This is a genomic window from Pseudomonas aylmerensis, from assembly GCF_001702265.1.
GTDB lineage: Bacteria > Pseudomonadota > Gammaproteobacteria > Pseudomonadales > Pseudomonadaceae > Aquipseudomonas > Aquipseudomonas aylmerensis.
The window spans coordinates 724,279-747,090 of the sequence record NZ_MAUE01000045.1; the positions used below are offsets into that span (position 1 = coordinate 724,279).

The following is a 22,812-nucleotide window of genomic DNA, read 5'->3' on the forward strand; positions in this document are numbered from 1 at the left end:
CTCAAGCGCCGCTCCGTAGCGCCCCAACTTTATTGAGTTCCTCACTTCGAGGTATCAGTAATTCAGAATTGTTGGAGACAAAGCCATGTTGCTCTCTTCAGTTCCGCCCGTCGCCGCGTCGCTCATTGCCACGACCGAAAATATTCTGCATATCGCACCGGCCTCGAAGAGTTGGAAGGCGCAGGCGCCCGGTAACGTAGTGTTTCTTCCCCCGACAATAGCCAAGCAGGCCCTGCTCATACAGATCGGACTCCTGCGTCCCTCGACGATTATTCTCGGGGACCAAGCCGTCGATGCAGATGTCATTGAGCAATGGCGTATCTCTCATCCGTTTGGAGACCTTCATTTAATCCGCAGAGGCACAAGCCTGGATAACGTGCGGCTGGATCTATGCGAGTCCAATGGCATTCGAGTGGCCAACACGCTGGGGGTCGACGCCCCGCATGTCGCGGTCTATATCGCGCACTGGTTGAAACGGGCCGATGGCTCACTACCGCCCGATATCTGTGTGTTGGGATACGGCAATGTGGGTAAAGAGCTTGTCAAACTGTTACTTGATCGAGATCCGAATGTGCGGGTCAAAGTGTTGGACAGACACGGCCGAGCAACGGGCAATATCGACAGTCGAGTGTCATTTGTTAAGGATTGGTCCGAGGCGCTAAAGGGAGCCTCTGCTGTCGCCCTGTGCTTATCCCTGAATGATGACTTCGCTCATCGTATCGACGGGGCCCTCATCCAGCGTATGCACACACTCGCTCGCCTGGTCTGTATCGCCAACCCGGATGTCTTCAGTGATGACGCGTTGCGGACCCTGGCAACCGCTGAACACACCCAGCTCGTATTGGACTCCGATCCCGGGATATTGCATGCATTTCGGATGCGCACAGAAGCGCTCGGTTGCAGTCTCTCCACCTGGTGCAAACCCGCGACGCTGACGACGCAGGCGGCCAGCACCGACGCCTGCCAATGCGACCTTGACTACGCGGTTTCAGTCCAACTGAGCGTCAAGGCCTTGCACTGCATTGCCAGGCGCAAGCGTGCACAATCATTGGTGATCCCCTCCCTGCACGCCTATGCCGATGCGCCACGCGTCTCGATCATCGGTCGAGGTGTCAACGGCTTGTTGCAAGCCATGATGTTCCGGTTGGTAAATTATCGAGTCACCGTATACGGCGCAAATCAGCCCGGCGAGGGAGCCCTTCGCAGGCCTGTGATGACGACTGTCAAACCGCTGCATAACGATTATCTACTGCTCGCGAATCAGTATTTGAATGACGAGTTAAATCGCGTCGGCATCGAGCTGTTTGAAAAGCTCCTGGCGGACAATCCTTCGATTGACGCATCAATTGAAGGTCTGCAATCCAGCCGTTTTAGGGAAGGGGTTTCGGCGTTGTTGCTGCAGTCTGGGGTCCAGTTCCGTCCCCGGCCTCTAAGCCCGGTGCAAATTGCAGAGTTGAGCAAAGAGCAGTTTGTCGTTACTGCGCTGGGGGAAGGCGAACTGGATGGGCTTTCGATAGTGTATTGCGCTGCATACAACCAGATTGTGTCCGAAGCAACCTATTCTGATTGCACCGCACATGGGTTGATTTGGGCCTGCCTGGTCCAGGAAATCATCCAGGCTAGAGCGCCCTCGGGTTCGGCAATGCACTGATAAAAAAACGGGCGCGACATCCGACGTCGCGCCCGCTGAAGAAACCGCTCTAAATCCCGCTGTATCTCAAACCGCGCTGGCTGTCACACCCGCTGGCCGGCGCGACAACAAACTCACCAGCACAAAGCTCACCAGTCCTACCGCCAGGCTGTAGTAGATCGGCGTGTTGGCATCCAAGCCATCCTTGATCATGAACAGCAGCGCTGTCACAAAGCCCAGGGTCATGGACGTAATCGCCCCCGAGGTGGTCGCGCGTTTCCAGAAGATCGCCCCGATCAGCGGGATCAGCATGCCGCCCACCAACAGGTTGTAGGCCAGGGTCAGGGCGCTGATCACGTCGCTCACCACCAGCGCGATACCCAGCACGGCAATGCCGGTCAGCATCGTGAAGAGGCGGTTGATGCTCAGGCTCGACTGCTTGCCACCGCGCAGGCGCGGCAGCAGGTCTTCGGTCAGCACGGTAGAGGCGGCCAGCAGGCCGGCGCTGGCGGTGGACATCATCGCTGCCAGTGCAGCGGCGATCACCAGGCCACGAATGCCGTCCGGCAGCGACATTTTGACGATGGCCGCAAAGGCGTTGTTGACGTTGTCCAGGTCCGGAATCAGCACGTGGGCGGCCATGCCGATCAGTGCACAGGCCAGGCCGTAGAGGATGCAGTAGAAGCCGGCGAACGTACCTGCGTACTTGGCGACCTTTTCGTCACGGGCGGTGAATACTCGTTGCCAGATGTCCTGGCCGATCAGGATGCCGAAGAAGTAGATCATGAAGTAGGTAATGATCGTGTCCCAGCCGATCGCGGTGAAGCTGAAGCTGGATGCCGGCAGCTTGGCCACCAGTTCATCCCAGCCGCCCACGCGGTAGAGGCAGATCGGCAGCAGGATAAACATCAGGCCGACGGTCTTGATCACGAATTGCACGATGTCGGTCAGGGTCAGCGACCACATGCCGCCGATGGTCGAGTACACCACCACCACGCCACCACCAAGCAGCACCGAGATCCAGAACGGCAGGCCAAACAGCACCTGCAGCACCGTGCCGATAGCCAGGATCGAGGTCACGCCGATCATCAGCGCGTAGGCCAGCATGATCACCGCACTGGCCTGGCGGGCCATGGGGTTGTAGCGTTTTTCCAGGACCTGGGTGACGGTGAAGATCTTCAGCTTCAGCAGCGGCTTGGCCAGGAACAGGTTCAGCGCAATGATGCCCATGCCCAGCGCGGCACACAGCCAGAAGCCGGAGATGCCGTGCACGTAACCCAGGCGCACGGTGCCGACGGTGGACGCCCCGCCCAACACCGTGGCGGCCATGGTGCCCATGTACAGCGACGGGCCCAGGTTGCGTCCAGCCACCAGGTAGTCTTCGTGGGTCTTGGCGCGGCGCATGCCGTAATAGCCGAGCACGAGCATGCCGGCGGCGTAGATGAGTACGACGAATAAATCCAAAGCCATGACGGCGGTTCTCCGATTATTTTTTTAGGCTATTGAGGCGCTTTTTGTGGCGGGGGAGCTTGCTCCCGTGGGGCTGTGCAGCAGCTCCCTGGGGCCATAAACGGCCGCTGGTTCCGGGAACACACGCAGCAAGGTCAGGTACACCACCGAAGCCAGTCCCAGCGTCACCGGCAGGCTGATATCAATCCCGTCGGCCAGGTTGCCCAGCGGCCCGACAAACTGCCCAGGCAGGTTGACGAAGCACAGACCGACCAGCGCGCTCGGGATCCAGGCCCCCAGCCCGCGCCAGTTCCAGCCATGGCTGAACCAGTAGCGGCCGCCGGTTTCACCGCGGGTGAAGACCTGCAGGTCATCCGGGCAGTAGAAGCCGCGACGCACGATCAGGCCGATGATCATCATCACCATCCACGGCGTGGTGCAGGTGATGATCAGCACGGCGAAGGTCGACACGCTCTGCACCAGGTTGGCGGCGAAACGTCCGATAAAGATGAAGGCAATCGACATCACCCCGATCAGCAGCGTGGCCTTGACCCGCGACAGCAGGCGCGGGAACACGCTGGACATGTCCAGCCCCGTGCCATACAGCGAGGTGGTGCCGGTGGACATGCCGCCGATCACCGCGATCAGGCACACCGGCAGGAAGAACCAGCTGGGCGCAACCGCCAACAGGCCGCCGACGTAGTTGTTGGCCGCGATGTAGTCCGGTGCCTTGACCGCCACGATGGTCGCGGTAGCCAGGCCGAACAGGAACGGGATCAGCGTGGCGATCTGCGCGAGGACCACCGCCAGCATGATGCGCATTTTCGGCGTTTCACGCGGGATGTAGCGCGACCAGTCGCCGAGGAATGCACCGAAGGAAATCGGGTTGCTCATGGCTACCAGCGCGGCGCCGATGAAGGCCGCCCAGAACCCGGCCTGGCCCATGGCGACGCTGCCGGCGAAGTGACTGTCGAAGGCCGGCGCGAAGGCGAAGATCCCCAGCAGGAACAACAGGCTCGCCGCCCACACCGCGATGCGGTTGACCCACAGCATGAAGCGAAAGCCGTAGATGCAGACGGTGAGGACGAGCAGCGCAAACAGCCCGTAGGCCAGGCCCAGGGTCAGGTCAGTTTCAGGCAAGCCCACCAGGCGTTTCGCACCGCCTACCAGCGCATCGCCTGAACTCCACACCGACAGTGAGAAGAACGCAATCGCGGTCAGCAGCGACAGGAACGAGCCGACAATCCGCCCGTGCACACCAAAGTGCGCACCGGAAGACACGGCGTTGTTGGTGCCATTGATCGGCCCGAACAGACCCATCGGCGCCAGGATCAGCGCACCCACCAGCACGCCCAGCACGATCGCCCAGACGCCGGCCTGGAACGACAAGCCGAACAACACCGGAAAGGCACCCAGCACGGCGGTGGCAAAGGTATTGGCACCGCCGAAGATCAGTCGAAACAGATCCTTGGGGCCGGCGGTACGCTCGTGGTCCGGGATCTGTTCGACCCCGTTGGTTTCTATTTTGCGAATACTGTTTTCGTTGTTTTTATTATTCATGATCTGCTCCGATCACATTGGCTAATGGGGCGGCAGCCCTTCCGGCATAGCGGACAAATGTTCGTGACAGGCCAGCCACAGGCCTTGTTGTTCTGCGCCAGACCCTTGCCGTTTGAAGACAATGGTCTCGCGTTCCTGGCTATGAAATTGCTCCCCGTTCATGCGCAACTCGGTGGCCACGTCATGAATAAATATCGCCACGTCACCCTGCAGGCTGACGAAGGCATTGCTCGAGGTGCAGGACAGCACCTCGAATCCCTCGTCCCGACGCCAGCTGTCCCACAACGCCTGGTAGGCATCGCGACTGAGCAGCGGCTGGGGGAGGGTGTAGAACACAAAGCTGGCATCGTGGGTGAACGCGCCGAAATAGGCCTCGCGATCATTGCGCGCGAAGGCCGCCACCAGATCGGCAGCGGCACGCAGCACCTCGGCTTGCGCGTTCATCAGCGGTGCGCCACGCCGGGCAGTACGCAGAGCATCTCGTACAGCAGGTTGGCGCCCAGCAACGAGGTGTTGCCGGTGGTGTCGTAGGGCGGCGAAACTTCTACCAGATCGCAACCAATCAGGTCGAGGCCCTGGCAGCCACGGATGATCTCGATGGCCTGGATGGTGGTCAGCCCGCCGATTTCCGGGGTGCCGGTGCCGGGCGCCCAGGCCGGGTCGATGCCGTCGATATCGAAGCTCAGGTACACCGGGCCGCCGCCGACTTTCTCACGCACTTCGGCCATCAATGGCGCGAGGGAGTGGTGCCAGCATTCTTCGGCCTGGACCACACGGAAGCCCTGTTTGCGGCTCCAGTTGAAGTCTTCGGCGGTGTAGCCCTGGGCACGCAGGCCGATCTGCACCACGCGGTCGCAATCGAGCAGGCCTTCTTCCACGGCGCGGCGGAAAGTGGTGCCGTGGGCGATTTTTTCGCCGAACATATGGTCGTTGACGTCGGCGTGGGCATCGATGTGCACCAGCCCGACCTTGCCGTGTTTCTTGTGGATCGCCCGCAGGATCGGCAAGGTGATGGTGTGGTCGCCGCCCAGCGTCAGCGGAATCACGTCGTGCTCGAGGATCTCATCGTAGGCTTCTTCGATGATGCGCACGGCGTCGAGCAGGTTGAAGGTGTTGATCGCCACATCACCGATATCCGCCACCGACAGCGAGTCGAACGGTGCGGCGCCGGTGGCCATGTTGTACGGGCGGATCATCACGGACTCGGCGCGGATTTCACGCGGCCCGAAGCGGGTGCCGGCGCGCAGCGAGGTGCCGATGTCCAGGGGCACGCCAACGAAGGCGGCATCCAGGCCCTTGGCCGTTTGCAGGTGGGGAAGACGCATCATGGTGGCGATGCCGGCGAAGCGCGGCATTTCGTTGCCGCCCAGTGGTTGGTGGAAAATCTTGTCCACGGGATTGCCTCATCGTTGTTTTGTTTATTAGGGGCCGATTCTGCGAAAAGCCCGGGACGGGAAGAATCGGCAGGGGCAAATACTTAGTTCAGATTTTTCTAAACTAATGCCAGCAGGTAGACTGTGATGAGCAGGTTCTCTGTGATGAGCGGGGGTTCTGTTGTGAGCAGGCTTTCTGTGGTGATCAGGTTTTCTGTGGTGAGCAGGCTTGTTGTGGTGAGCAGGCTTGCCCTGCGTTGGGGTGCGAAGCAGCCCCCAGAACACACTGCGGTTTTCCAGAAGTAATGAGTCGTCAGGTTTCGGGGCCGCTGCGCGGCCCAACGCAGGGCAAGCCTGCTCGCCACAATAAGCTTGTGCAACACAACAAGCCTCTGCAACCAGCAGGCTTGCGCAACACAACAAGCCTCTGCAACACGACAAGCCTGTGCACCACAACTAGCCCGCTTGCCACGAGACACCCGGAGACCCGATGGCCAACGCCTTGCCCGACCTGAAACTCCTGCGCATCTTTGTCAGCGTCGTGCGCCACCAGGGGTTTGCCAACGCGCAGCACGAACTCAACCTGTCCACCTCGGCCATCTCGACGTATATGAGCCAGTTGGAAAGCGCACTGGGCCTGGTGCTGTGCCATCGCGGCCGGGGCGGGTTCAGCCTGACCAGCAAGGGCGAGTTGTTTCATCAGGAAACCTTGCGTCTATTGGGCGAGCTGGAAGGCTTCGAGCAATACGCCGCCGCGCTCAAGGGCGAGCTGCGCGGTACCCTCAAGCTGGGCGTGCTCGACTCCACCGTCAGCGACAAGGCCTTGCCGTTCGCCGAAGTGATCGGCGCCTACAGCCTCGAGCACCCGGCGGTGCACCTGCACCTGTCGGTGATGAGCCCATACGAACTGCAACTCGGCGTGCAGGACAACCGCCTGGACCTGGCCATCGGCGCCTTTTCCAACCGCATGAGCGGGCTGATCTACATGCCGCTGTACCGTGAGCAGCACTGGTTGTATTGCAGTACCCGGCATCCGCTGTTCAACGAGCGACGCATCCCCGAACAGGTGATCACCCAGCAACGCATGGTCGGACGCGGCTACTGGAGCCAGGCCGAGCTGGCGCGCCATGGCTTCAAGCACAGCGCGGCGACCGTGGAAAGTATGGAGGCGCAACTGATCCTGGTGCTGTCCGGTGCCTACATCGGCTACCTGCCCGAGCACTACGCCCAGGCCTGGGCCGACAAGGGCGACCTGCGCGTCCTGTTGCCGGCAACCTTCGGCTACCAGGCGCCGTTCTCGATGATCATGCGCCGCGGTCGCAGCCGCGAACCGCTGATCCAGACCTTCCGCGATCTGCTCAAAGCTCAGCTCAACCAGGCCTGATAATCATGTCCAGACCCCAATGCCCCCGCTGCCTGAGGCCCGTCACTCACTGCCTGTGCGCGCTGATCCCGAGCCTCGACAGCCGCACGCGGGTGTTGCTGCTGCAGCATCCGAGTGAGGTCAACCATGCGCTGAATACTGCGCGGCTGGCGGCGTTGGGGTTGAACAACGCGCAGTTGATAGTGGGTGAGGTATTCGACGACCTGTCGACATTATTGAACCCGCCCGGCTATCAGGCGCGGCTGCTGTTTCCGGCTGACGATGCCCAGCCGTTGCACGCCTACGCGTCTGGGGATCAACCGCTGTTGCTGGTAGTCCCCGACGGCACGTGGCGCAAGGCGCGCAAGCTGCTGCACCTCAATCCGTTGCTGGCGGCGTTGCCACGGGTGACGCTGGTCGAAGGCGCGGTTTCCCGCTACCGATTGCGCAAGGCGCCGGGGCCGGGTGCGCTGTCGACGGTGGAGGCGATTGTGCAGGCGTTGCAGGTGCTGGAGGCGCCGACTTCCTTCGAGCCGTTGCTCAAACCTTTTGAAGCATTGATCGAGGGGCAGATTGCGGCGATGGGGGAGGAGGTGTTTCGCAAGAATCATGGCGACGGACAGGTCGGGTAGGCTATTGACCGGGGCGCGGCCATCGCCGGCAAGCCCGCACATTTCCTGTAGGCGCGCGTCCACACAGTGCGTGCTTATTCCTTTACGCCATAAGCACCGCACTTTGCGTGATATGGCCCGCCAGCCTTTCCCGGTATGATGTTCGCCCCCGCAGTCTGGATTGCGAATACGCCATGACCTTGCAGTACCCTACAATCGCCGATTGCGTCGGCAACACGCCCCTGGTCCGCTTGCAACGCATGGCGGGTGAAACCAGCAATACCCTGTTGCTCAAGCTCGAAGGCAACAACCCGGCCGGGTCGGTAAAAGACCGCCCGGCGCTGTCGATGATCACCCGCGCCGAGTTGCGTGGGCAGATCCAGCCCGGCGACACCCTGATCGAAGCCACTTCCGGCAACACCGGGATCGCCTTGGCCATGGCCGCCGCGATCAAGGGCTACAAGATGGTCCTGATCATGCCCGACAACGGCAGCGCGGAGCGCAAGGCAGCGATGACCGCCTATGGCGCCGAGCTGATCCTGGTCACCCAGGAAGAAGGAATGGAAGGCGCGCGTGACCTCGCCGAGCGCATGGCCGCAGAAGGCCGTGGCCTGGTGCTGGACCAGTTTGCCAACGGCGATAACCCCGAGGCGCACTACACCTCCACCGGTCCGGAAATCTGGCGCCAGACCCAGGGCACCATCACCCATTTCGTCAGTTCGATGGGCACCACCGGCACCATCATGGGCAATTCGCGCTACCTCAAGGAGCAGAACCCCGACATCCAGATCATCGGCCTGCAACCGATGGAAGGCTCGGCCATCCCCGGCATCCGCCGCTGGCCCGAAGAGTACCTGCCGAAGATCTACAACTCGACGCGCGTGGATCGCATCATCGACATGGCCCAGCGTGAAGCCGAAGACACCACCCGCCGCCTGGCGCGTGAAGAAGGCATCTTCTGCGGCGTGTCCTCCGGTGGCGCAGTGGCGGGCATGTTGCGCCTGTCCAGGGAAGTGGAAAACGCGGTGATCGTCGCGATCATCTGTGACCGAGGCGACCGCTACCTGTCGACCGGCATCTTCGACGCGCCCAACTGATGGCCAAGCACGAGAGAGGCCTGCGCTTCCAACCGACGGGCGGCAGCCGGGCCCCACAGATTCCCGTGGGCAAGAAACAGCGCCTGACCATCGAGCGCCTGGCCAACGATGGCCGTGGCATCGTGTTCTTTGAAGGTCGCACCTGGTTCGTCAACGGCGCGCTCGCCGGCGAAGAGGTTGAAGCGCGGGTGTTGGGCGCCCATGGCAAAGTGGTCGAGGCGCGCACCGAAAGAGTCTTCAAGGCCAGCGAGCTACGCCGCCCGGCGCCGTGCGCGCACTTTGGCCGCTGCGGCGGCTGCAGCGTGCAGCACTTGCCCCATGACGAACAACTTGCCCTGAAACAGCGCATGCTCGCCGAGCAGCTGTCCCGCGTGGCGGCGGTCGAACCGCTGGAGTGGGCAGCCCCGTTGAGCGGGCCGGAGTTCGGCTACCGGCGCCGCGCCCGCGTGGCTGTGCGCTGGGATGCCAAGGCGAAAAAACTCGAAGTGGGTTTCCGCGCCGTGGCCAGCCAGGACATCATTGCCATCGATGATTGCCCGGTGCTGGTACAGGCCTTGCAACCGATCATGCAGCGCCTGCCCAACATGCTGCGCCGCCTGAGCAAGCCACAGGCCCTCGGCCATGTGGAGCTGTTCAGTGGCTCGTCCGTCGCCGTGCTGCTGCGGCATATGGCGCCGTTGTCGGATGCGGATCTGCTGATCCTGAAGGAATTCTGCGCGTTCCATGAAGCCCAATTGTGGCTGCATGGCGAGGGCCAGCCGGAACCCGTCGAGGCTGATCAGCCACTAGGTTTTCGACTCGACGCATGGGACTTGGAGCTGGCGTACCGGCCAGGGGATTTTGTCCAGGTCAACGCCGGCGTCAACGAGGCGATGGTCGCCCAGGCCCTGGAATGGCTGGCGCCACAACCCGACGAGCGGGTGCTGGATCTGTTTTGTGGCCTGGGCAACTTCGCCCTGCCACTGGCGCGCCAGGTGCGTGAAGTGGTGGCGGTGGAAGGCGTGCAGACCATGGTGGACCACGCGGCACTCAACGCCGTCAGCAACAATTTGCATAATGTGCAGTTTTTTCAGGCCGATTTGTCCCAGCCTTTGACTGACGCGGAATGGGCCAAACAGGGCTTTTCTGCGGTACTCTTGGACCCACCCCGTGACGGTGCCCTGGAGGTTGTGCGCAAGCTCGCCACCCTCGGGGCCAAGCGCCTGGTGTATGTGTCCTGCAACCCGGCCACGCTGGCGCGGGACACGGTTGAGTTGGTCAAGCAAGGCTACCGGCTAAAACGTGCCGGGATCCTCGACATGTTTCCGCAAACAGCGCATGTCGAGGCCATGGCGTTATTTGAAGCGGGCTAGGATGCCCGTTTAATCCGACTGGCCTGCATTCTCCAAGGCCTGTGATCTGCCAGGGAGTCTGCAGTAAAAGGTCGGCGATGATATTGGCGCACCGAAGGTGCGTCGTAGGGAAGGTAAGCAAGATGGTACAGGTGAGAGCACACCAGCCGATCAACACCGACGGCAGTATCAATCTCGAGGCATGGCTGGATCATGCCATCAGTGTCGACCCGGCACTGGACCGTGAAGCCTTGAAAGCAGCCTGCGAGTTCGCTCGTGAGTCTGAACAGCAAGACAATGCGGCCAAGAACCTGTGGGCCGAAGGCACTTCAAGCTTTCGCACCGGGTTGGAAATCGCCGAGATCCTCGCCGATCTCAAGCTGGACCAGGATTCGCTGATCGCCGCCGTGCTCTATCGCGGCGTGCGTGAAGGGCACATTCCGTTGCCGACGGTCAGCCAGCGCTTCGGCGCGGTGGTGGCCAAACTGATCGACGGCGTGCTGCGCATGGCTGCCATCAGTGCCAGCCTGAGCCCGCGCCAGTCGATGGTGCTGGGCACCCAGGGCCAGGTCGAAAACCTGCGCAAGATGCTGGTGGCGATGGTCGACGACGTGCGCGTCGCCCTGATCAAGCTGGCCGAACGCACCTGCGCGATCCGTGCGGTAAAGACCGCTGACGACGAAAAGCGCAACCGCGTGGCCCGCGAGGTGTTCGACATCTACGCGCCACTGGCGCACCGCCTGGGCATCGGCCATATCAAGTGGGAGCTGGAGGACCTGTCCTTCCGCTACCTCGAACCCGATCAATACAAACAGATCGCCACCCTGCTGCACGAGCGGCGCCTCGACCGTGAGCGCTTCATCACTGACGTGATGGGCCAGCTGCGTTCCGAGCTGCAGGCCACCGGTGTGGATGCCGACATCAGCGGCCGCGCCAAACACATCTATTCCATCTGGCGCAAAATGCAGCGCAAGGGCCTGGCCTTCAGCCAGATCTACGACGTGCGTGCGGTGCGCGTGCTGGTGCCGGAAATGCGCGATTGCTACACCGCGCTCGGCATCGTCCACACCTTGTGGCGGCACATCCCCAAGGAATTCGACGACTACATCGCCAACCCCAAGGAAAACGGCTATCGCTCGCTGCACACGGCGGTGATCGGCCCCGAGGGCAAGGTGCTGGAAGTGCAGATCCGCACCCACGCCATGCACGAAGAGGCGGAGCTGGGGGTGTGCGCGCACTGGCGCTACAAGGGCACCGACGTCAAGGCCGGGTCCAACCAGTACGAAGAGAAAATCTCCTGGCTGCGCCAGGTGCTGGAATGGCACGAAGAGCTTGGCGACATCGGCGGCCTGGCGGAACAGCTGCGGGTGGATATTGAGCCGGACCGGGTCTACATCTTCACGCCCGACGGCCACGCCATCGACCTGCCCAAGGGCGCCACGCCGCTGGACTTTGCGTACCGCGTACACACCGAGATCGGCCACAACTGCCGTGGCGCCAAGATCAACGGGCGTATCGTGCCGCTCAACTACAGCCTGCAGACCGGCGAACAGGTCGAGATCATCACCAGCAAGCACGGCACGCCGAGCCGCGACTGGTTGAACCCGAACCTGGGCTACATCACCACGTCGCGGGCGCGGGCGAAGATTGTCCACTGGTTCAAGCTGCAGGCGCGCGACCAGAACGTCGCCGCCGGCAAGACCCTGCTCGAACGCGAACTGGCGCGCCTGGGCCTGCCGCAGGTGGACTTCGACAAGTTGGCCGAAAAAGCCAACATGAAGATCGCCGAAGACATGTTCGCCGCCCTCGGTGCCGGCGACCTGCGCCTGGCGCAGCTGGTCAACCTGGCCCAGCAACTGGTCGAGCCGGAACGCGGCAACGAGCAGCTGGAGCTGATCCCGCGCAAGGCCACGGGCTACAAGCCGGGCAAGCGCGGCGATATCCAGATCCAGGGCGTGGGCAACCTGCTGACCCAGATGGCCGGCTGCTGCCAGCCTCTGCCGGGCGATGCCATTGTCGGCTACATCACCCAGGGCCGTGGCGTGAGCATTCACCGCCAGGACTGCGCCTCGGTGCTGCAGTTGGGCGGGCGCGAGCCGGAGCGGATCATCCAGGTCAGCTGGGGCCCGGTGCCGGTGCTCACCTACCCGGTGGACATCGTCATCCGCGCCTACGACCGGTCCGGTCTGCTGCGTGACGTCTCGCAAGTGCTGCTCAACGAGCGGATCAACGTATTGGCCGTCAACACCCGCTCGAATAAAGAGGACAACACCGCGTTGATGTCCCTGACCATCGAGATCCCGGGACTGGATGCGCTGGGGCGGTTGCTGGGGCGGATTTCCCAGTTGCCGAACATCATTGAAACCCGGCGTAATCGCACCCCGTGATGCGGTCTGAAAATGTATAAGGGCTGCTTTCTGTGGGAGCCGGGCTTGCCCGCGATGCAGGCGACTCGGTCTGTCTGACAGACCGAGTGGAGGCCATCGCAGGCAAGCCAGCTCCCACAGTAGATTTTCAGCGGTTCCAGACAATGGGCAGAGATTGACTGATGTATTCACTTGAAGACCTGCTGCACCTCATGAAGCGCCTGCGGGACCCGCAATACGGCTGCCCGTGGGACCTCAAGCAAACCTACGCGACCATCGTCCCGCACACCCTGGAAGAAGCCTACGAAGTCGCCGACGCCATCGAGCGCGGGGATTTCGATCACCTGCAGGGTGAGCTGGGCGACCTGTTGTTCCAGGTGGTGTATTACAGCCAGCTGGCGCGCGAAGAAGGGCGCTTCGAATTTGCCGGGGTGATCGACAGCATCACCCGCAAGTTGATCCGTCGCCATCCGCATGTGTTCCCGACCGGTGATTTGTACGCGCCGCTGGATATTCCGCAGTTAAGCGAGGAGCAGGTCAAGGCGCGCTGGGAGCAGATCAAGGCCGAGGAGCGCGCGGAAAAATCCGACGCACCGGAGCAGCTCTCGCTGCTGGACGATGTGCCGACCGCGTTGCCATCGTTGTCGCGTGCCGCCAAATTGCAGAAGCGCGCCAGCCAGGTCGGGTTCGATTGGCCATCGGCCTTGCCGGTGGTCGACAACGTGCGCGAAGAGCTGGATGAAGTGCTCGAAGCCATGGCCGATAACGACCCGGTGGCTATCGCCGACGAGGTCGGTGACCTGCTGTTTGCGGCGGTCAACCTGGCCCGTCATCTCAAGGTCGACCCCGAAACCGCGCTGCGTGGCGCCAACGCCAAGTTCGAACGCCGTTTCCGATTTATCGAACAGGCATTGCGCGACACGCACCAACCCATAGAAGATTGCACCCTCGAAGAGTTGGACGCCCTGTGGGGCGAAGCCAAACGTCAGGAAAAGAATGTGTCCAGCTGCGGTTGAGCAGTTGCCTAAGTGAGTAAGCACCATGAGCCTTTCCCTTCGCGACCAGTTGCTCAAAGCAGGTCTGGTCAACCAAAAGCAGGCCAAGCAGGTCGGCAAAGAGAAACAGAAACAGCAGCGCCTGGTCCACAAGGGCCAGATCGAGGCCGATGATACCCAGGCTCGCCTGGCTGCCGAGGCGCAGGCCGAGAAGGTCAAGCGCGACCAGGAGCTGAACCGCCAGCAGCAGGAAAAAGCCGAGGCCAAGGCCCGCACGGCCCAGGTCAAGCAACTGATCGAGACTTCGCGCCTGCCCAAGCTGACCACCGAGGACTACTACAACTTCGTGGATGACAAGAAGGTCAAGCGCCTGTCGGTCAACACATTGATGCGCAACAAGCTGAGCAACGGCTCCCTGGCCATCGTGCACCACGGCGGCGGCTACGAGGTGATCCCGCGCGAGGCCGCCCTGAAGATCCAGGAACGCGCCCCGGAGCGTATCGTGCAGCTCAACATCCTCACCGAAAGCCAGGTGCCGGACGAGGATGATCCATACGCCGCGTACCAGATCCCTGACGATCTGATGTGGTAAGGCGTCAAAGCATTGCAATGACCCGATTGTGAGGAGCTGCAGCGTCGCCGTGGCACACAGGCTTGTGAGAATGGCAGGTGTGTCGTGGCAAGCAGGCTTGTCAGGGTGACAGGCGTGTCGTGGCAAGCAGGCTTTTGAGGATGGCAGGTGTGTCGTGGCAAGCAGGCTTTTGAGGATGGCAGGTGTGTCGTGGCAAGCAGGCTTGTGAGGATGACAGGCGTGTCGTGGCAAGCAGGCTTGTCAGAGTGACAGGTGTGTTGTGGCAAGCAGGCTTGTGAGGATGGCAGGTGTGTCGTGGCAAGCAGGCTTGTCAGAGTGACAGGTGTGTTGTGGCAAGCAGGCTTGTCAGGGTGACAGGTGTGTCGTGGCAAGCAGGCTTGTCAGGGTGACAGGCGTGTCGTGGCGAGCAGGCTTGCCCTGCGTTGGGGTGCGAAGCGCCCCCAAAAAAAACCAAGCCAACAAAACACAAACCCCGCTCAAAAGGCGGGGTTTTTGTTTATCGGCACCCCAGCTGCGTGGGGCTGGGATGCCTACCGGATTTCAGAGTCTCAGGAGCCTTGCGCCTGGCTTCTCATTTCAAGGGCTTCAAGCTCGTTTTTATAATTATGAGCGTCGCTCTCATTGTGAAACATGCCGACCAACATATCTTGTTGGTGTACATCCCAGATGTGAATCCCATGGCCCAGTGCTTCGTGGGACATATGTTCGTCGTCGCGTTCAGTTACTTTTACAGTCATCTGCTTGCTCCAATCTCTGGTGGATCTGCGGCAAGTCGTCGCAGGCCTTTGTTATATGTTTTGTTAGCTTGCTAAGTAAACCGATTTTGCACGCAACAAATCATTGCGCAAAACGCAACAGTGCTGCAGGCCGCGAAAACCGCGACATTGCGCCGCAGGGTGCTGAGTTATATGACAAAAGTTTCATGTTCGAGTAAGGCTTTTTAGCCCTGTATTGGGCCTGCCGGCGATGGCGTTCTTCGAGCCGCCACACATCCAAGGCGAAAAAAAGCCCCGCATTCGCGAGGCTCTTTGTTCCATCTACCGATCAGCTACCTTTGACAGCCTTGCCGTCCACGGTACCGTCCTGCAGCATGATGTTGTATTCCTTGCCGTCGGTCTCGACCTGGCGCAGGGCAACGAGGATGCCGCCCTGGTCCTTGGCAAACCACATCTGGGTGATGCGCTTGCTCTGAGTCGGGTCACGCACGCGCTCGACCTTGATCGCGTCGATGGAGCCGACCTTGGTCTGGACCTTTTCCGGGCCGATCACGCGGAAGTCGTACGTGTCGACGTCAGTGCCTTCCACCACGTTGTAGCTCATGCTCTTCTTGCCCGCTGCCACGTCGCGCTGCAGCGCCAACTGGTAGGTGGACTTGTCGAGCATGCCGCTTTGCAAGGGCACATTGACCGGGTCCTTGTTCTCGAAACCGGTGACTTTCTTGGCTGCCTGGTCGAAGTCCAGGTTGATCTTCTTGGCCTTGCCCAGGCCACCGCGCTCGAAGGTGTAGCTCTTCGGTTGCAGGGCATCCTTGTCAAACTGGATCACGCTGGTTTCGGTCAGGCTGGCGATCATCATGGAAGCCTTGAAATTCAAGGTCCAGGTGCCGTCGCCGTTCTTGGTCAGGCTGCGCTCAGCCGAACCACTCATGGGCAACTGTTTCCAGTCGGCGGTGTAGCTCGCGGAGAAAGGGTGAAGGTCTGCTGCTTGCACGGCAGGCAAGGCGAACAGCGCAAAAGCGAAGAGCAAGGCGCGACGCATAAAATCTCCTAGGTTCGAATCAAGTGGCCGCTGGCCGCAAGTAACTGACCGTCCAATAATGCACCCTGGTCGCCAAGAATCAACCGCCCCTCGGCAAACCAGCGAACCGCCAGCGGGTAAATCCTGTGTTCCTGGGTGTGAACCCGTTGCGCAAGCGTCTGCGCCGAGTCGTCAGACTCTACCGGAACCACTGCCTGTACGACCAGAGGCCCGCCATCGAGTTCCTCGGTGACGAAGTGCACACTGCAGCCATGCTCGCTGTCACCGGCGTCGAGTGCGCGCTGGTGCGTGTGCATGCCTTTGTACTTGGGGAGCAGGGAAGGGTGGATATTGAGCAGGCGCCCTTCGTAGTGCCGCACGAAATCCGCGCTGAGGATGCGCATGAAGCCGGCGAGTACCACAAGTTTGGGGTTGAAAGCGTCGATCAGGTCGACCAGGGCACTGTCGAAGGCCTCGCGGCCTTCGAAAGCCTTGTGATCCAGGGAGCGGGTTTCAATGCCCGCGTCCCTGGCGCGCTGCAGGCCGTAGGCGTCGCTGCGGTTGGAGATCACCGCAGCGATGCGCACCGGGCTGTCGCCGGTGCGCGTGCTGTCGATCAGGGCCTGCAAGTTACTGCCGGTGCCGGAAAGCAGCACCACGACATCACAGGTCTGGGACATCAATGCGCCTTGAGGTTCTTCAGTTCAACCTGGGCTGCGCCTTCCGGGGCAGTGGCGATCTGGCCGATGACCCATGGCTGCTCGCCGGCTTCACGCAGTACATTCAGCGCGGTTTCCACGTGCTCTTGTGCCACGCAGATGACCATGCCCACGCCGCAGTTCAGCACGCGGTGCATTTCGGTTTCGTTGACGTTGCCTTTCTCTTGCAGCCAGTCGAACACTGCAGGACGCTGCCAGCTGGCCACGTCGACGATTGCCTGGGCGCCTTTTGGCAGCACGCGCGGAATGTTGTCCAGCAGGCCGCCGCCGGTGATGTGGGCCATGGCCTTGACCGCGCCAGTGTCCTTGATCAGCTTGAGCAGTGGCTTGACGTAGATGCGCGTCGGGGCCATCAGCAGGTCGGTCAGTGGCTTGCCGTCGAGCTGGATGTTCTCGATATCGGCGCCGGACACTTCGATGATCTTGCGGATCAGCGAGTAGCCGTTGGAGTGCGGGCCGGAAGAAGGCAGGGCGAGCAGGGCGTCACCCGCGGCGACTTTGGAGCCGTCGATGATCTCGGCTTTTTCCACGACGCCGACGCAGAAGCCGGCCAGGTCGTAGTCTTCGCCTTCGTACATGCCTGGCATTTCAGCGGTTTCGCCGCCGACCAGGGAGCAACCCGACAGTTCGCAGCCGGCGCCGATGCCGGTGACTACCTGGGTGGCGGTCTCGACGTTGAGCTTGCCGGTGGCGTAGTAGTCCAGGAAGAACAACGGCTCGGCGCCGCACACCACCAGGTCGTTGACGCACATGGCCACCAGGTCGATGCCGATGCTGTCGTGCTTGTTCAGGTTCAGCGCCAGGCGCAGCTTGGTGCCCACGCCGTCGGTGCCGGAAACCAGCACAGGCTGCTTGTAGCCGGCCGGGATTTCGCAGAGGGCGCCAAAACCGCCCAGGCCGCCCATGACTTCGGGGCGCGCAGTGCGCTTGGCGACGCTCTTGATGCGTTCGACCAATGCTTCACCGGCGTCGATGTCTACACCGGCGTCCTTGTAGCTCAGGGAGGGTTGCTTGCTCATGATCCAGGCCTTTAGGGGGGATTTCTGGGTAACGACCGAGCGGGCAGGGGCTTTTGAACAGCGGCCCAGCCGTTGACGGTCTGCGAAGGCGCGCGATTTTATCAGGCTTGAGGGGCAGCGGCCATCCTCGGGCCGACGGGCAGGGCTGCATATCTGAAAAAAGCCGGTTAAAAAAATGCTAATCGGGTCTGCCATGCTGCGTATTAAGGTATAGCCTTTAATCCGCTATCGTTATGACAGTACGAAAACTTACCGAGACCCTGTGAATGTTTTACCGGTCGCTGTGGTCACAGCCTTGCCAAGCCGAGTTCACGCGGTCTGTTCCAGCCGCTAAATTTGTCGTTCGGGAATCTTCCATGCGTCTGTGTAAATTCTTTTTTGTGGGCTGCCTGTCTTGGGTCAGCCTGGCGAGTCATGCCGAAACCCTCAATGGTCTTTATCAAGTACTTGAACCGGTCAGCAGTCAGTCCCCGCAGGAGCGCGACCAAGCCACCCAGCGCGCCGTGCAGACGCTGGTGATCCGCCTCACCGGCGATGCCAAGGCCGCCGATGGCCCGGGCCTGGCGGCGGTGCGCAAGGATCCGCAGCAAATCATCAGTCAATACGGCTACGACGCCGGCCCGCCGGAAAGCCTGCAAGTGGATTTCGATCCAGTCAGCACCGATCGCGCCCTGCGTGACGCCGGCCTGTCGATCTGGGGCAGCAATCGGCCCTCGATCCTCGGTTGGTGGCTGAACGACTCCACCGAAGGCAGCAGCCTGGTGGGTGATGGTCAGACTGTCGCCCAGGCGCTGCGCCGTGCGGCACAACACCGTGGCTTGCCGTTGCGCCTGCCGCTGGGCGATCTGGATGAACAGGTCGTTGCCACCGCGCCGAACCTTGAAAGCGCCGATGCCACGCCATTGCGCGCCGCTTCTGAACGCTACGGCGCCGATGCCTTGCTCGCCGTGCACGCGCGCCAGGAAGGCAACCAATGGCAGGCCAAATGGCGCCTGTGGCTGGGCGACAAGAGCGATCAGGGCACCGCGCAAGGCGCCGACACCGCCGCCGTGGCCGATGCGGTGATGTTGGCCGTCAGCCAGAAGCTGGCGCCGCGTTTTGCGGTCAAGCCCGGTGCGAGCGCCGAACAACTGCTGGAAGTGCAGGGCATGAACCTGGAGCGCTACGCGGCCCTGGGACATCTGCTCGAGCCGTTTGGTGGCCATCCGCTGCGGGTGGATGGCAATCGCATTGTGTATCGCGTCAACGGCAGCGCCGACCAGTTGCGTACCCAGTTGAGCCTGGCCAAGTTGCAGGAGGTGCCGGCCGGCGAGGCGCCTGTGCAGCAGCCAGTGGGTGATGGCACCCAGCCGGCGCCCGCTCCTGAGCCGCAGGCGCAGCTGCGTTTTCGCTGGTAAACGTTCTTCCTTTATATAGAAGCAAAGACAGATGGAGTGGTTTATGGCGGATACGCGTCGTTGGGTGTGGCTTGGTGGGCTGGTCCTGCTGTGCGCTTTTGTATTCTTGCTGCATTCGATCCTGACGCCGTTCCTGGTGGCGTTGCTGCTCGCCTATCTGTTCGATCCCGTGGTGGATCGCCTGGAAAAAGCCGGACTGTCGCGGACCCTGGGCGTGGTGACGGTGTTTGCCCTGTTCACGTTGATCATCACCGCATTGGTGCTGGTGCTGGTGCCGATGCTGGCCAAGCAACTGTTTCGCTTGTACGAGTTGGCGCCGCAAATGCTTGACTGGCTGCAACACACGGCCATGCCGTGGGTGCAGACCAAGCTGGGGTTGGCGGATGGCTTCTGGAAGTTCGACAAGGTCAAGGCTGCGATCAGCGAACACATGGGCCAGACCACCGACATTGTCGGGGTGGTGCTCAGTCAGGCCACCGCATCCAGCCTGGCGCTGATCGGCTGGCTGACCAACCTGGTGTTGATCCCGGTGGTGGCGTTCTACCTGCTGCGCGACTGGGACATCATGATGGCGAAGATCCGCAGCCTGCTGCCGCGCAACCGCGAAGAGCGCATCGTGGCCCTGGCTGGCGAATGCCATGAGGTGCTGGGCGCCTTCGTGCGGGGGCAGTTGCTGGTGATGCTGGCCTTGGGGATCATCTACGCGGCAGGCTTGATGGCGATCGGCCTGGAGCTGGGCCTGTTGATCGGCCTGATCGCCGGCCTGGCGGCTATCGTGCCGTACATGGGTTTTGTGATCGGGATCGGCGCGGCGCTGGTTGCCGGGTTGTTCCAGTTTGGCGGCGACCTGTACCCGATGCTGGGGATTGTCGCGGTGTTCATGGTTGGCCAGGCCCTGGAAGGCATGGTGCTCACGCCGTTGCTGGTGGGCGACCGGATCGGCCTGCACCCGGTGGCAGTGATCTTTGCGATCCTGGCGGGCGGTGAGCTGTTCGGTTTTACCGGCATCCTGCTGGCGCTGCCGGTGGCGGCGGTGATCATGGTGCTGGTGCGCCATGTGCACGATCTGTACAAGGATTCGGATGCGTATACCGGGGTCGAAGACCCTGACCTGTAACCGTTTCATCACAAACCCGGCCTGAGCCGGGTTTGTTGTTTCTGGGGGCGGGGCGTCAAACAATCCGCGAAAAACCGCCAAGTTAACGCAAACCTTTGATTTTGCTTGTGGTCTGCTGCATTGTGCGCCCGGCGTCACGGGTATAAACTTTGCAAACTTTACACAGAGGCCACTAACGGTTCGTTTGGAGCCGTTCAGTCAGCATGAAACCGATTCAGCTGCCCTTGGGTGTGCGTCTGCGTGATGACGCCACCTTTATCAACTACTACCCAGGCGCCAATGCCGCTGCACTCGGCTATGTCGAGCGGCTCTGCGAAGCCGACGCCGGGTGGACCGAAAGCCTGATCTATCTGTGGGGCAAGCACGGCGTAGGGCGTACCCACCTGTTGCAGGCCGCGTGCCTGCGTTTCGAACAGATGGGCGAGCCGGCGGTGTACCTGCCATTGGCGGAGTTGATGGACCGCGGTATCGGCATCTTCGATCACCTCGAGCAATACGAGCTGGTGTGCCTGGACGACTTGCAGGCGATTGCCGGCAAGGCGGAGTGGGAAGAGGCGCTGTTTCATCTGTTCAACCGCCTGCGCGACAGTGGCCGGCGCCTGCTGATCGCCGCCTCGACGTCGCCGCGTGAATTGCCGGTGAAGCTGGCAGACCTCAAATCGCGCCTGACCCTGGCGTTGATCTTCCAGATGCGCCCCCTGTCCGACGAAGACAAATTGCGTGCCCTGCAGTTGCGCGCATCCCGTCGCGGCCTGCACCTGACCGACGAGGTCGGACACTTCATTCTGACTCGCGGTACGCGCAGCATGAGCGCGTTGTTCGATTTGCTCGAACAGCTCGACCAGGCCTCTTTGCAAGCCCAGCGCAAGCTGACCATTCCCTTCCTCAAGGAAACCCTCGGCTGGTAGCCGGCCCTTTGTTTTCAGGGCTTTCGGCAATTTCCAGGCGTCAGAAAACCCGCGTTTGGGCCGTTTTGGCCACGCGAAAGGCGGGTAAGGGGTGTTAAGGGCTTAGATGTCATAGTCCAAACAAGAAGTCACATAGATCACGATTGAATTTGCAAATCGATGTGATAGAAGGCATAGTCTCGACTTCTTTACATATCAGCCACGGTCGTGCCCATGCTAAATCGCTTCGCACCCCTCGTGCCTCTCGCACTCGTTACCCTGTTGTTTGGTTGCGCCTCCCACCCTCAACAGGTGGCAGAACAGCAAAAACCACAGGTTCAAAATCAGGCAAAATTCGTTGCTGCACAGTCTTCCACTGTTTATGAGGAAGAAGTGGCAACTGAAAAGGAACTGGCCGACTTCGCCGGCAACAAGCCTTACCAGCTTCCAGTCCTCGCCGACAGTATCCTCGAACGCGGCATGTCCCTGATCGGTACCCGTTACCGTTTCGGCGGTACTTCTGAAGCCGGTTTCGACTGCAGCGGCTTCATCGGTTATCTGTTTCGTGAAGAAGCTGGCATGAACCTGCCACGCTCCACGCGCGAAATGATCAACGTGAATGCACCGTTGGTCGCACGCAACAACCTCAAGCCCGGTGATCTGCTTTTCTTCAGTACAGCGGGTCGTGGTCGCGTCAGCCATGCCGGTATCTACCTGGGCGATAACCAGTTTATCCACTCCAGCAGCCGTCGCAGTGGCGGTGTTCGAGTCGACAACCTGGGTGACAGCTACTGGAGCAAAACCTTCATCGAAGCCAAGCGCGCACTCGCCATGGCCCCGACGACGGTTACCGCTAGCAAGTAAACTTAAAGTGATACTTGAAGTTTGACGTGTAAGCGCTAGAATCCCTGGATATTGTTGGAATCCGTTCGCGCGAGCTTTGCTTGCGCGTTCTGGTTTTCAGCGTTCGGCAGCGAAAGCCGCATCCAGACCAGGATTGTTCTGCACATGTCGACCTCGGCCCGCCTGATTCTCATTGTTTGCGCCGCGCTGCTCAGCGCCTGCGCCAGCCGTCCACCGCCGCCCGCTCCCGTAGCGGTGAAACCCAAGCCGGTGTTCAACTACTCCACACAGAATTTTTCGCCTGCTGCCGAAGATGTGCTCTTCCGTGCCTTGGGCCTGGTTGGCACGCCTTATCGATGGGGCGGCAACACGCCGGACTCAGGGTTTGACTGCAGTGGCTTGATCGGCTTTGTGTTTCGCGATGCGGCCGGTATTTCCCTGCCGCGTACCACCCGTGAGTTGATCGTGATGCGTGCGCAGGACGTCAGCGAGCAGAACCTGCAAACCGGCGACCTGCTGTTCTTCGCCACCGGTGGCGGTTCCCAGGTCAGCCACGCCGGGATCTATGTGGGAGAGGGCCGCTTCGTGCACGCGCCACAGACCGGCGGTACGGTGAAGCTGGATACCTTGTCCAAGGCGTATTGGCAGAATGCCTACCTGAGTGCCAAGCGCGTATTGCCAGGCAATCTGGCGCGTAACCCCTGACGCACAGTATCCCTGTAGGAG

Annotated in this window: 21 protein-coding genes; 13 read left to right on the forward strand and 8 right to left on the reverse strand. The window is 61.3% G+C overall.

Annotation, left to right across the window (positions count from 1 at the left end):
- Window positions 1-85: 85 nt before the first annotated feature.
- Window positions 86-1,651 carry an NAD(P)-dependent oxidoreductase gene (locus BBG20_RS29165; protein ID WP_065909682.1) on the forward strand — a complete coding sequence of 522 codons (1,566 nt, stop codon included), beginning with the start codon at window positions 86-88 and terminating at the stop codon, window positions 1,649-1,651.
- A gap of 66 nt (window positions 1,652-1,717) precedes the next feature.
- Here BBG20_RS29165 and BBG20_RS29170 read toward each other — a convergent pair whose 3' ends face one another.
- From BBG20_RS29170 to speB, 4 genes are read right to left on the reverse strand one after another with little or no spacing between them, the layout of a single operon-like run.
- Entirely contained in the window at window positions 1,718-3,100 is a 1,383-nt protein-coding gene (locus BBG20_RS29170) for a sodium:solute symporter (protein ID WP_065909684.1), read from the reverse strand.
- 24 nt (window positions 3,101-3,124) lie between these two features.
- The gene (locus tag BBG20_RS29175; protein ID WP_065909686.1) at window positions 3,125-4,639 is read right to left on the reverse strand and encodes a purine-cytosine permease family protein; all 1,515 of its coding nucleotides are present in this window, start codon (window positions 4,637-4,639) and stop codon (window positions 3,125-3,127) included.
- Window positions 4,640-4,660: 21 nt separating this feature from the next.
- Window positions 4,661-5,083: a YybH family protein gene (locus tag BBG20_RS29180; RefSeq protein ID WP_065909688.1), complete on the reverse strand. Its 423-nt coding sequence runs from the start codon at window positions 5,081-5,083 to the stop codon at window positions 4,661-4,663.
- Window positions 5,083-6,033, reverse strand: a complete 951-nt coding sequence (gene speB / locus BBG20_RS29185) for an agmatinase (RefSeq protein WP_065909690.1) — start codon at window positions 6,031-6,033, stop codon at window positions 5,083-5,085. The genes BBG20_RS29180 and speB overlap by 1 nt, the downstream gene beginning before the upstream one ends.
- Before the next feature lie 469 nt (window positions 6,034-6,502).
- Here speB and BBG20_RS29190 point away from each other — a divergent pair, with 469 nt between their 5' ends.
- From BBG20_RS29190 to BBG20_RS29220, 7 genes are all read left to right on the forward strand, one after another.
- Window positions 6,503-7,396: a LysR family transcriptional regulator gene (locus tag BBG20_RS29190; RefSeq protein ID WP_017134867.1), complete on the forward strand. Its 894-nt coding sequence runs from the start codon at window positions 6,503-6,505 to the stop codon at window positions 7,394-7,396.
- A gap of 5 nt (window positions 7,397-7,401) precedes the next feature.
- Window positions 7,402-8,007, forward strand: coding sequence for a tRNA-uridine aminocarboxypropyltransferase (locus tag BBG20_RS29195; RefSeq protein ID WP_065909691.1), 606 nt, complete (start codon window positions 7,402-7,404; stop codon window positions 8,005-8,007).
- 173 nt (window positions 8,008-8,180) lie between these two features.
- Window positions 8,181-9,083 carry a cysteine synthase CysM gene (gene cysM / locus BBG20_RS29200; RefSeq protein WP_065909693.1) on the forward strand — a complete coding sequence of 301 codons (903 nt, stop codon included), beginning with the start codon at window positions 8,181-8,183 and terminating at the stop codon, window positions 9,081-9,083.
- Window positions 9,083-10,435: a 23S rRNA (uracil(1939)-C(5))-methyltransferase RlmD gene (gene rlmD / locus BBG20_RS29205; protein ID WP_065909695.1), complete on the forward strand. Its 1,353-nt coding sequence runs from the start codon at window positions 9,083-9,085 to the stop codon at window positions 10,433-10,435. Before cysM ends, rlmD begins: the two co-directional genes overlap by 1 nt.
- A 122-nt stretch (window positions 10,436-10,557) precedes the next feature.
- Window positions 10,558-12,801, forward strand: coding sequence for a GTP diphosphokinase (relA, locus tag BBG20_RS29210; protein ID WP_065909697.1), 2,244 nt, complete (start codon window positions 10,558-10,560; stop codon window positions 12,799-12,801).
- A gap of 161 nt (window positions 12,802-12,962) precedes the next feature.
- Entirely contained in the window at window positions 12,963-13,796 is an 834-nt protein-coding gene (mazG, locus tag BBG20_RS29215) for a nucleoside triphosphate pyrophosphohydrolase (protein ID WP_065909700.1), read from the forward strand.
- Between the two features lie 25 nt (window positions 13,797-13,821).
- Window positions 13,822-14,367, forward strand: coding sequence for a DUF2058 domain-containing protein (locus BBG20_RS29220; RefSeq protein WP_010208656.1), 546 nt, complete (start codon window positions 13,822-13,824; stop codon window positions 14,365-14,367).
- A gap of 548 nt (window positions 14,368-14,915) precedes the next feature.
- Here the strand turns inward: BBG20_RS29220 and BBG20_RS29225 are convergent.
- The 4 genes from BBG20_RS29225 to purM all read right to left on the reverse strand — a co-directional run bounded on the left by BBG20_RS29225 (window position 14,916) and on the right by purM (window position 17,842).
- Window positions 14,916-15,104: a hypothetical protein gene (locus BBG20_RS29225; RefSeq protein ID WP_065909702.1), complete on the reverse strand. Its 189-nt coding sequence runs from the start codon at window positions 15,102-15,104 to the stop codon at window positions 14,916-14,918.
- Between the two features lie 307 nt (window positions 15,105-15,411).
- Window positions 15,412-16,125 carry a DUF3108 domain-containing protein gene (locus tag BBG20_RS29230; protein WP_065909705.1) on the reverse strand — a complete coding sequence of 238 codons (714 nt, stop codon included), beginning with the start codon at window positions 16,123-16,125 and terminating at the stop codon, window positions 15,412-15,414.
- 8 nt (window positions 16,126-16,133) lie between these two features.
- Entirely contained in the window at window positions 16,134-16,784 is a 651-nt protein-coding gene (gene purN / locus BBG20_RS29235) for a phosphoribosylglycinamide formyltransferase (protein WP_065909707.1), read from the reverse strand.
- A complete protein-coding gene (gene purM / locus BBG20_RS29240; RefSeq protein ID WP_005790182.1) occupies window positions 16,784-17,842 on the reverse strand; it encodes a phosphoribosylformylglycinamidine cyclo-ligase in 1,059 nt (352 codons plus the stop codon). Before purM ends, purN begins: the two co-directional genes overlap by 1 nt.
- Window positions 17,843-18,198: 356 nt before the next feature.
- Between purM and BBG20_RS29245 the strand changes: the two genes are divergently transcribed.
- From BBG20_RS29245 to BBG20_RS29265, 5 genes are all read left to right on the forward strand, one after another.
- On the forward strand, window positions 18,199-19,239 hold the full coding sequence (locus tag BBG20_RS29245; RefSeq protein WP_065909711.1) for a DUF2066 domain-containing protein: 1,041 nt from the start codon (window positions 18,199-18,201) through the stop codon (window positions 19,237-19,239).
- Window positions 19,240-19,282: 43 nt separating this feature from the next.
- Window positions 19,283-20,356, forward strand: a complete 1,074-nt coding sequence (locus BBG20_RS29250) for an AI-2E family transporter (RefSeq protein ID WP_065909713.1) — start codon at window positions 19,283-19,285, stop codon at window positions 20,354-20,356.
- Window positions 20,357-20,559: 203 nt separating this feature from the next.
- A complete protein-coding gene (gene hda, locus BBG20_RS29255) occupies window positions 20,560-21,264 on the forward strand; it encodes a DnaA regulatory inactivator Hda (RefSeq protein WP_058422138.1) in 705 nt (234 codons plus the stop codon).
- Between the two features lie 213 nt (window positions 21,265-21,477).
- On the forward strand, window positions 21,478-22,107 hold the full coding sequence (locus BBG20_RS29260) for a C40 family peptidase (RefSeq protein ID WP_065909715.1): 630 nt from the start codon (window positions 21,478-21,480) through the stop codon (window positions 22,105-22,107).
- 144 nt (window positions 22,108-22,251) lie between these two features.
- Window positions 22,252-22,791 carry a C40 family peptidase gene (locus BBG20_RS29265; protein WP_025855819.1) on the forward strand — a complete coding sequence of 180 codons (540 nt, stop codon included), beginning with the start codon at window positions 22,252-22,254 and terminating at the stop codon, window positions 22,789-22,791.
- The last annotated feature ends 21 nt before the right edge of the window (window positions 22,792-22,812 follow it).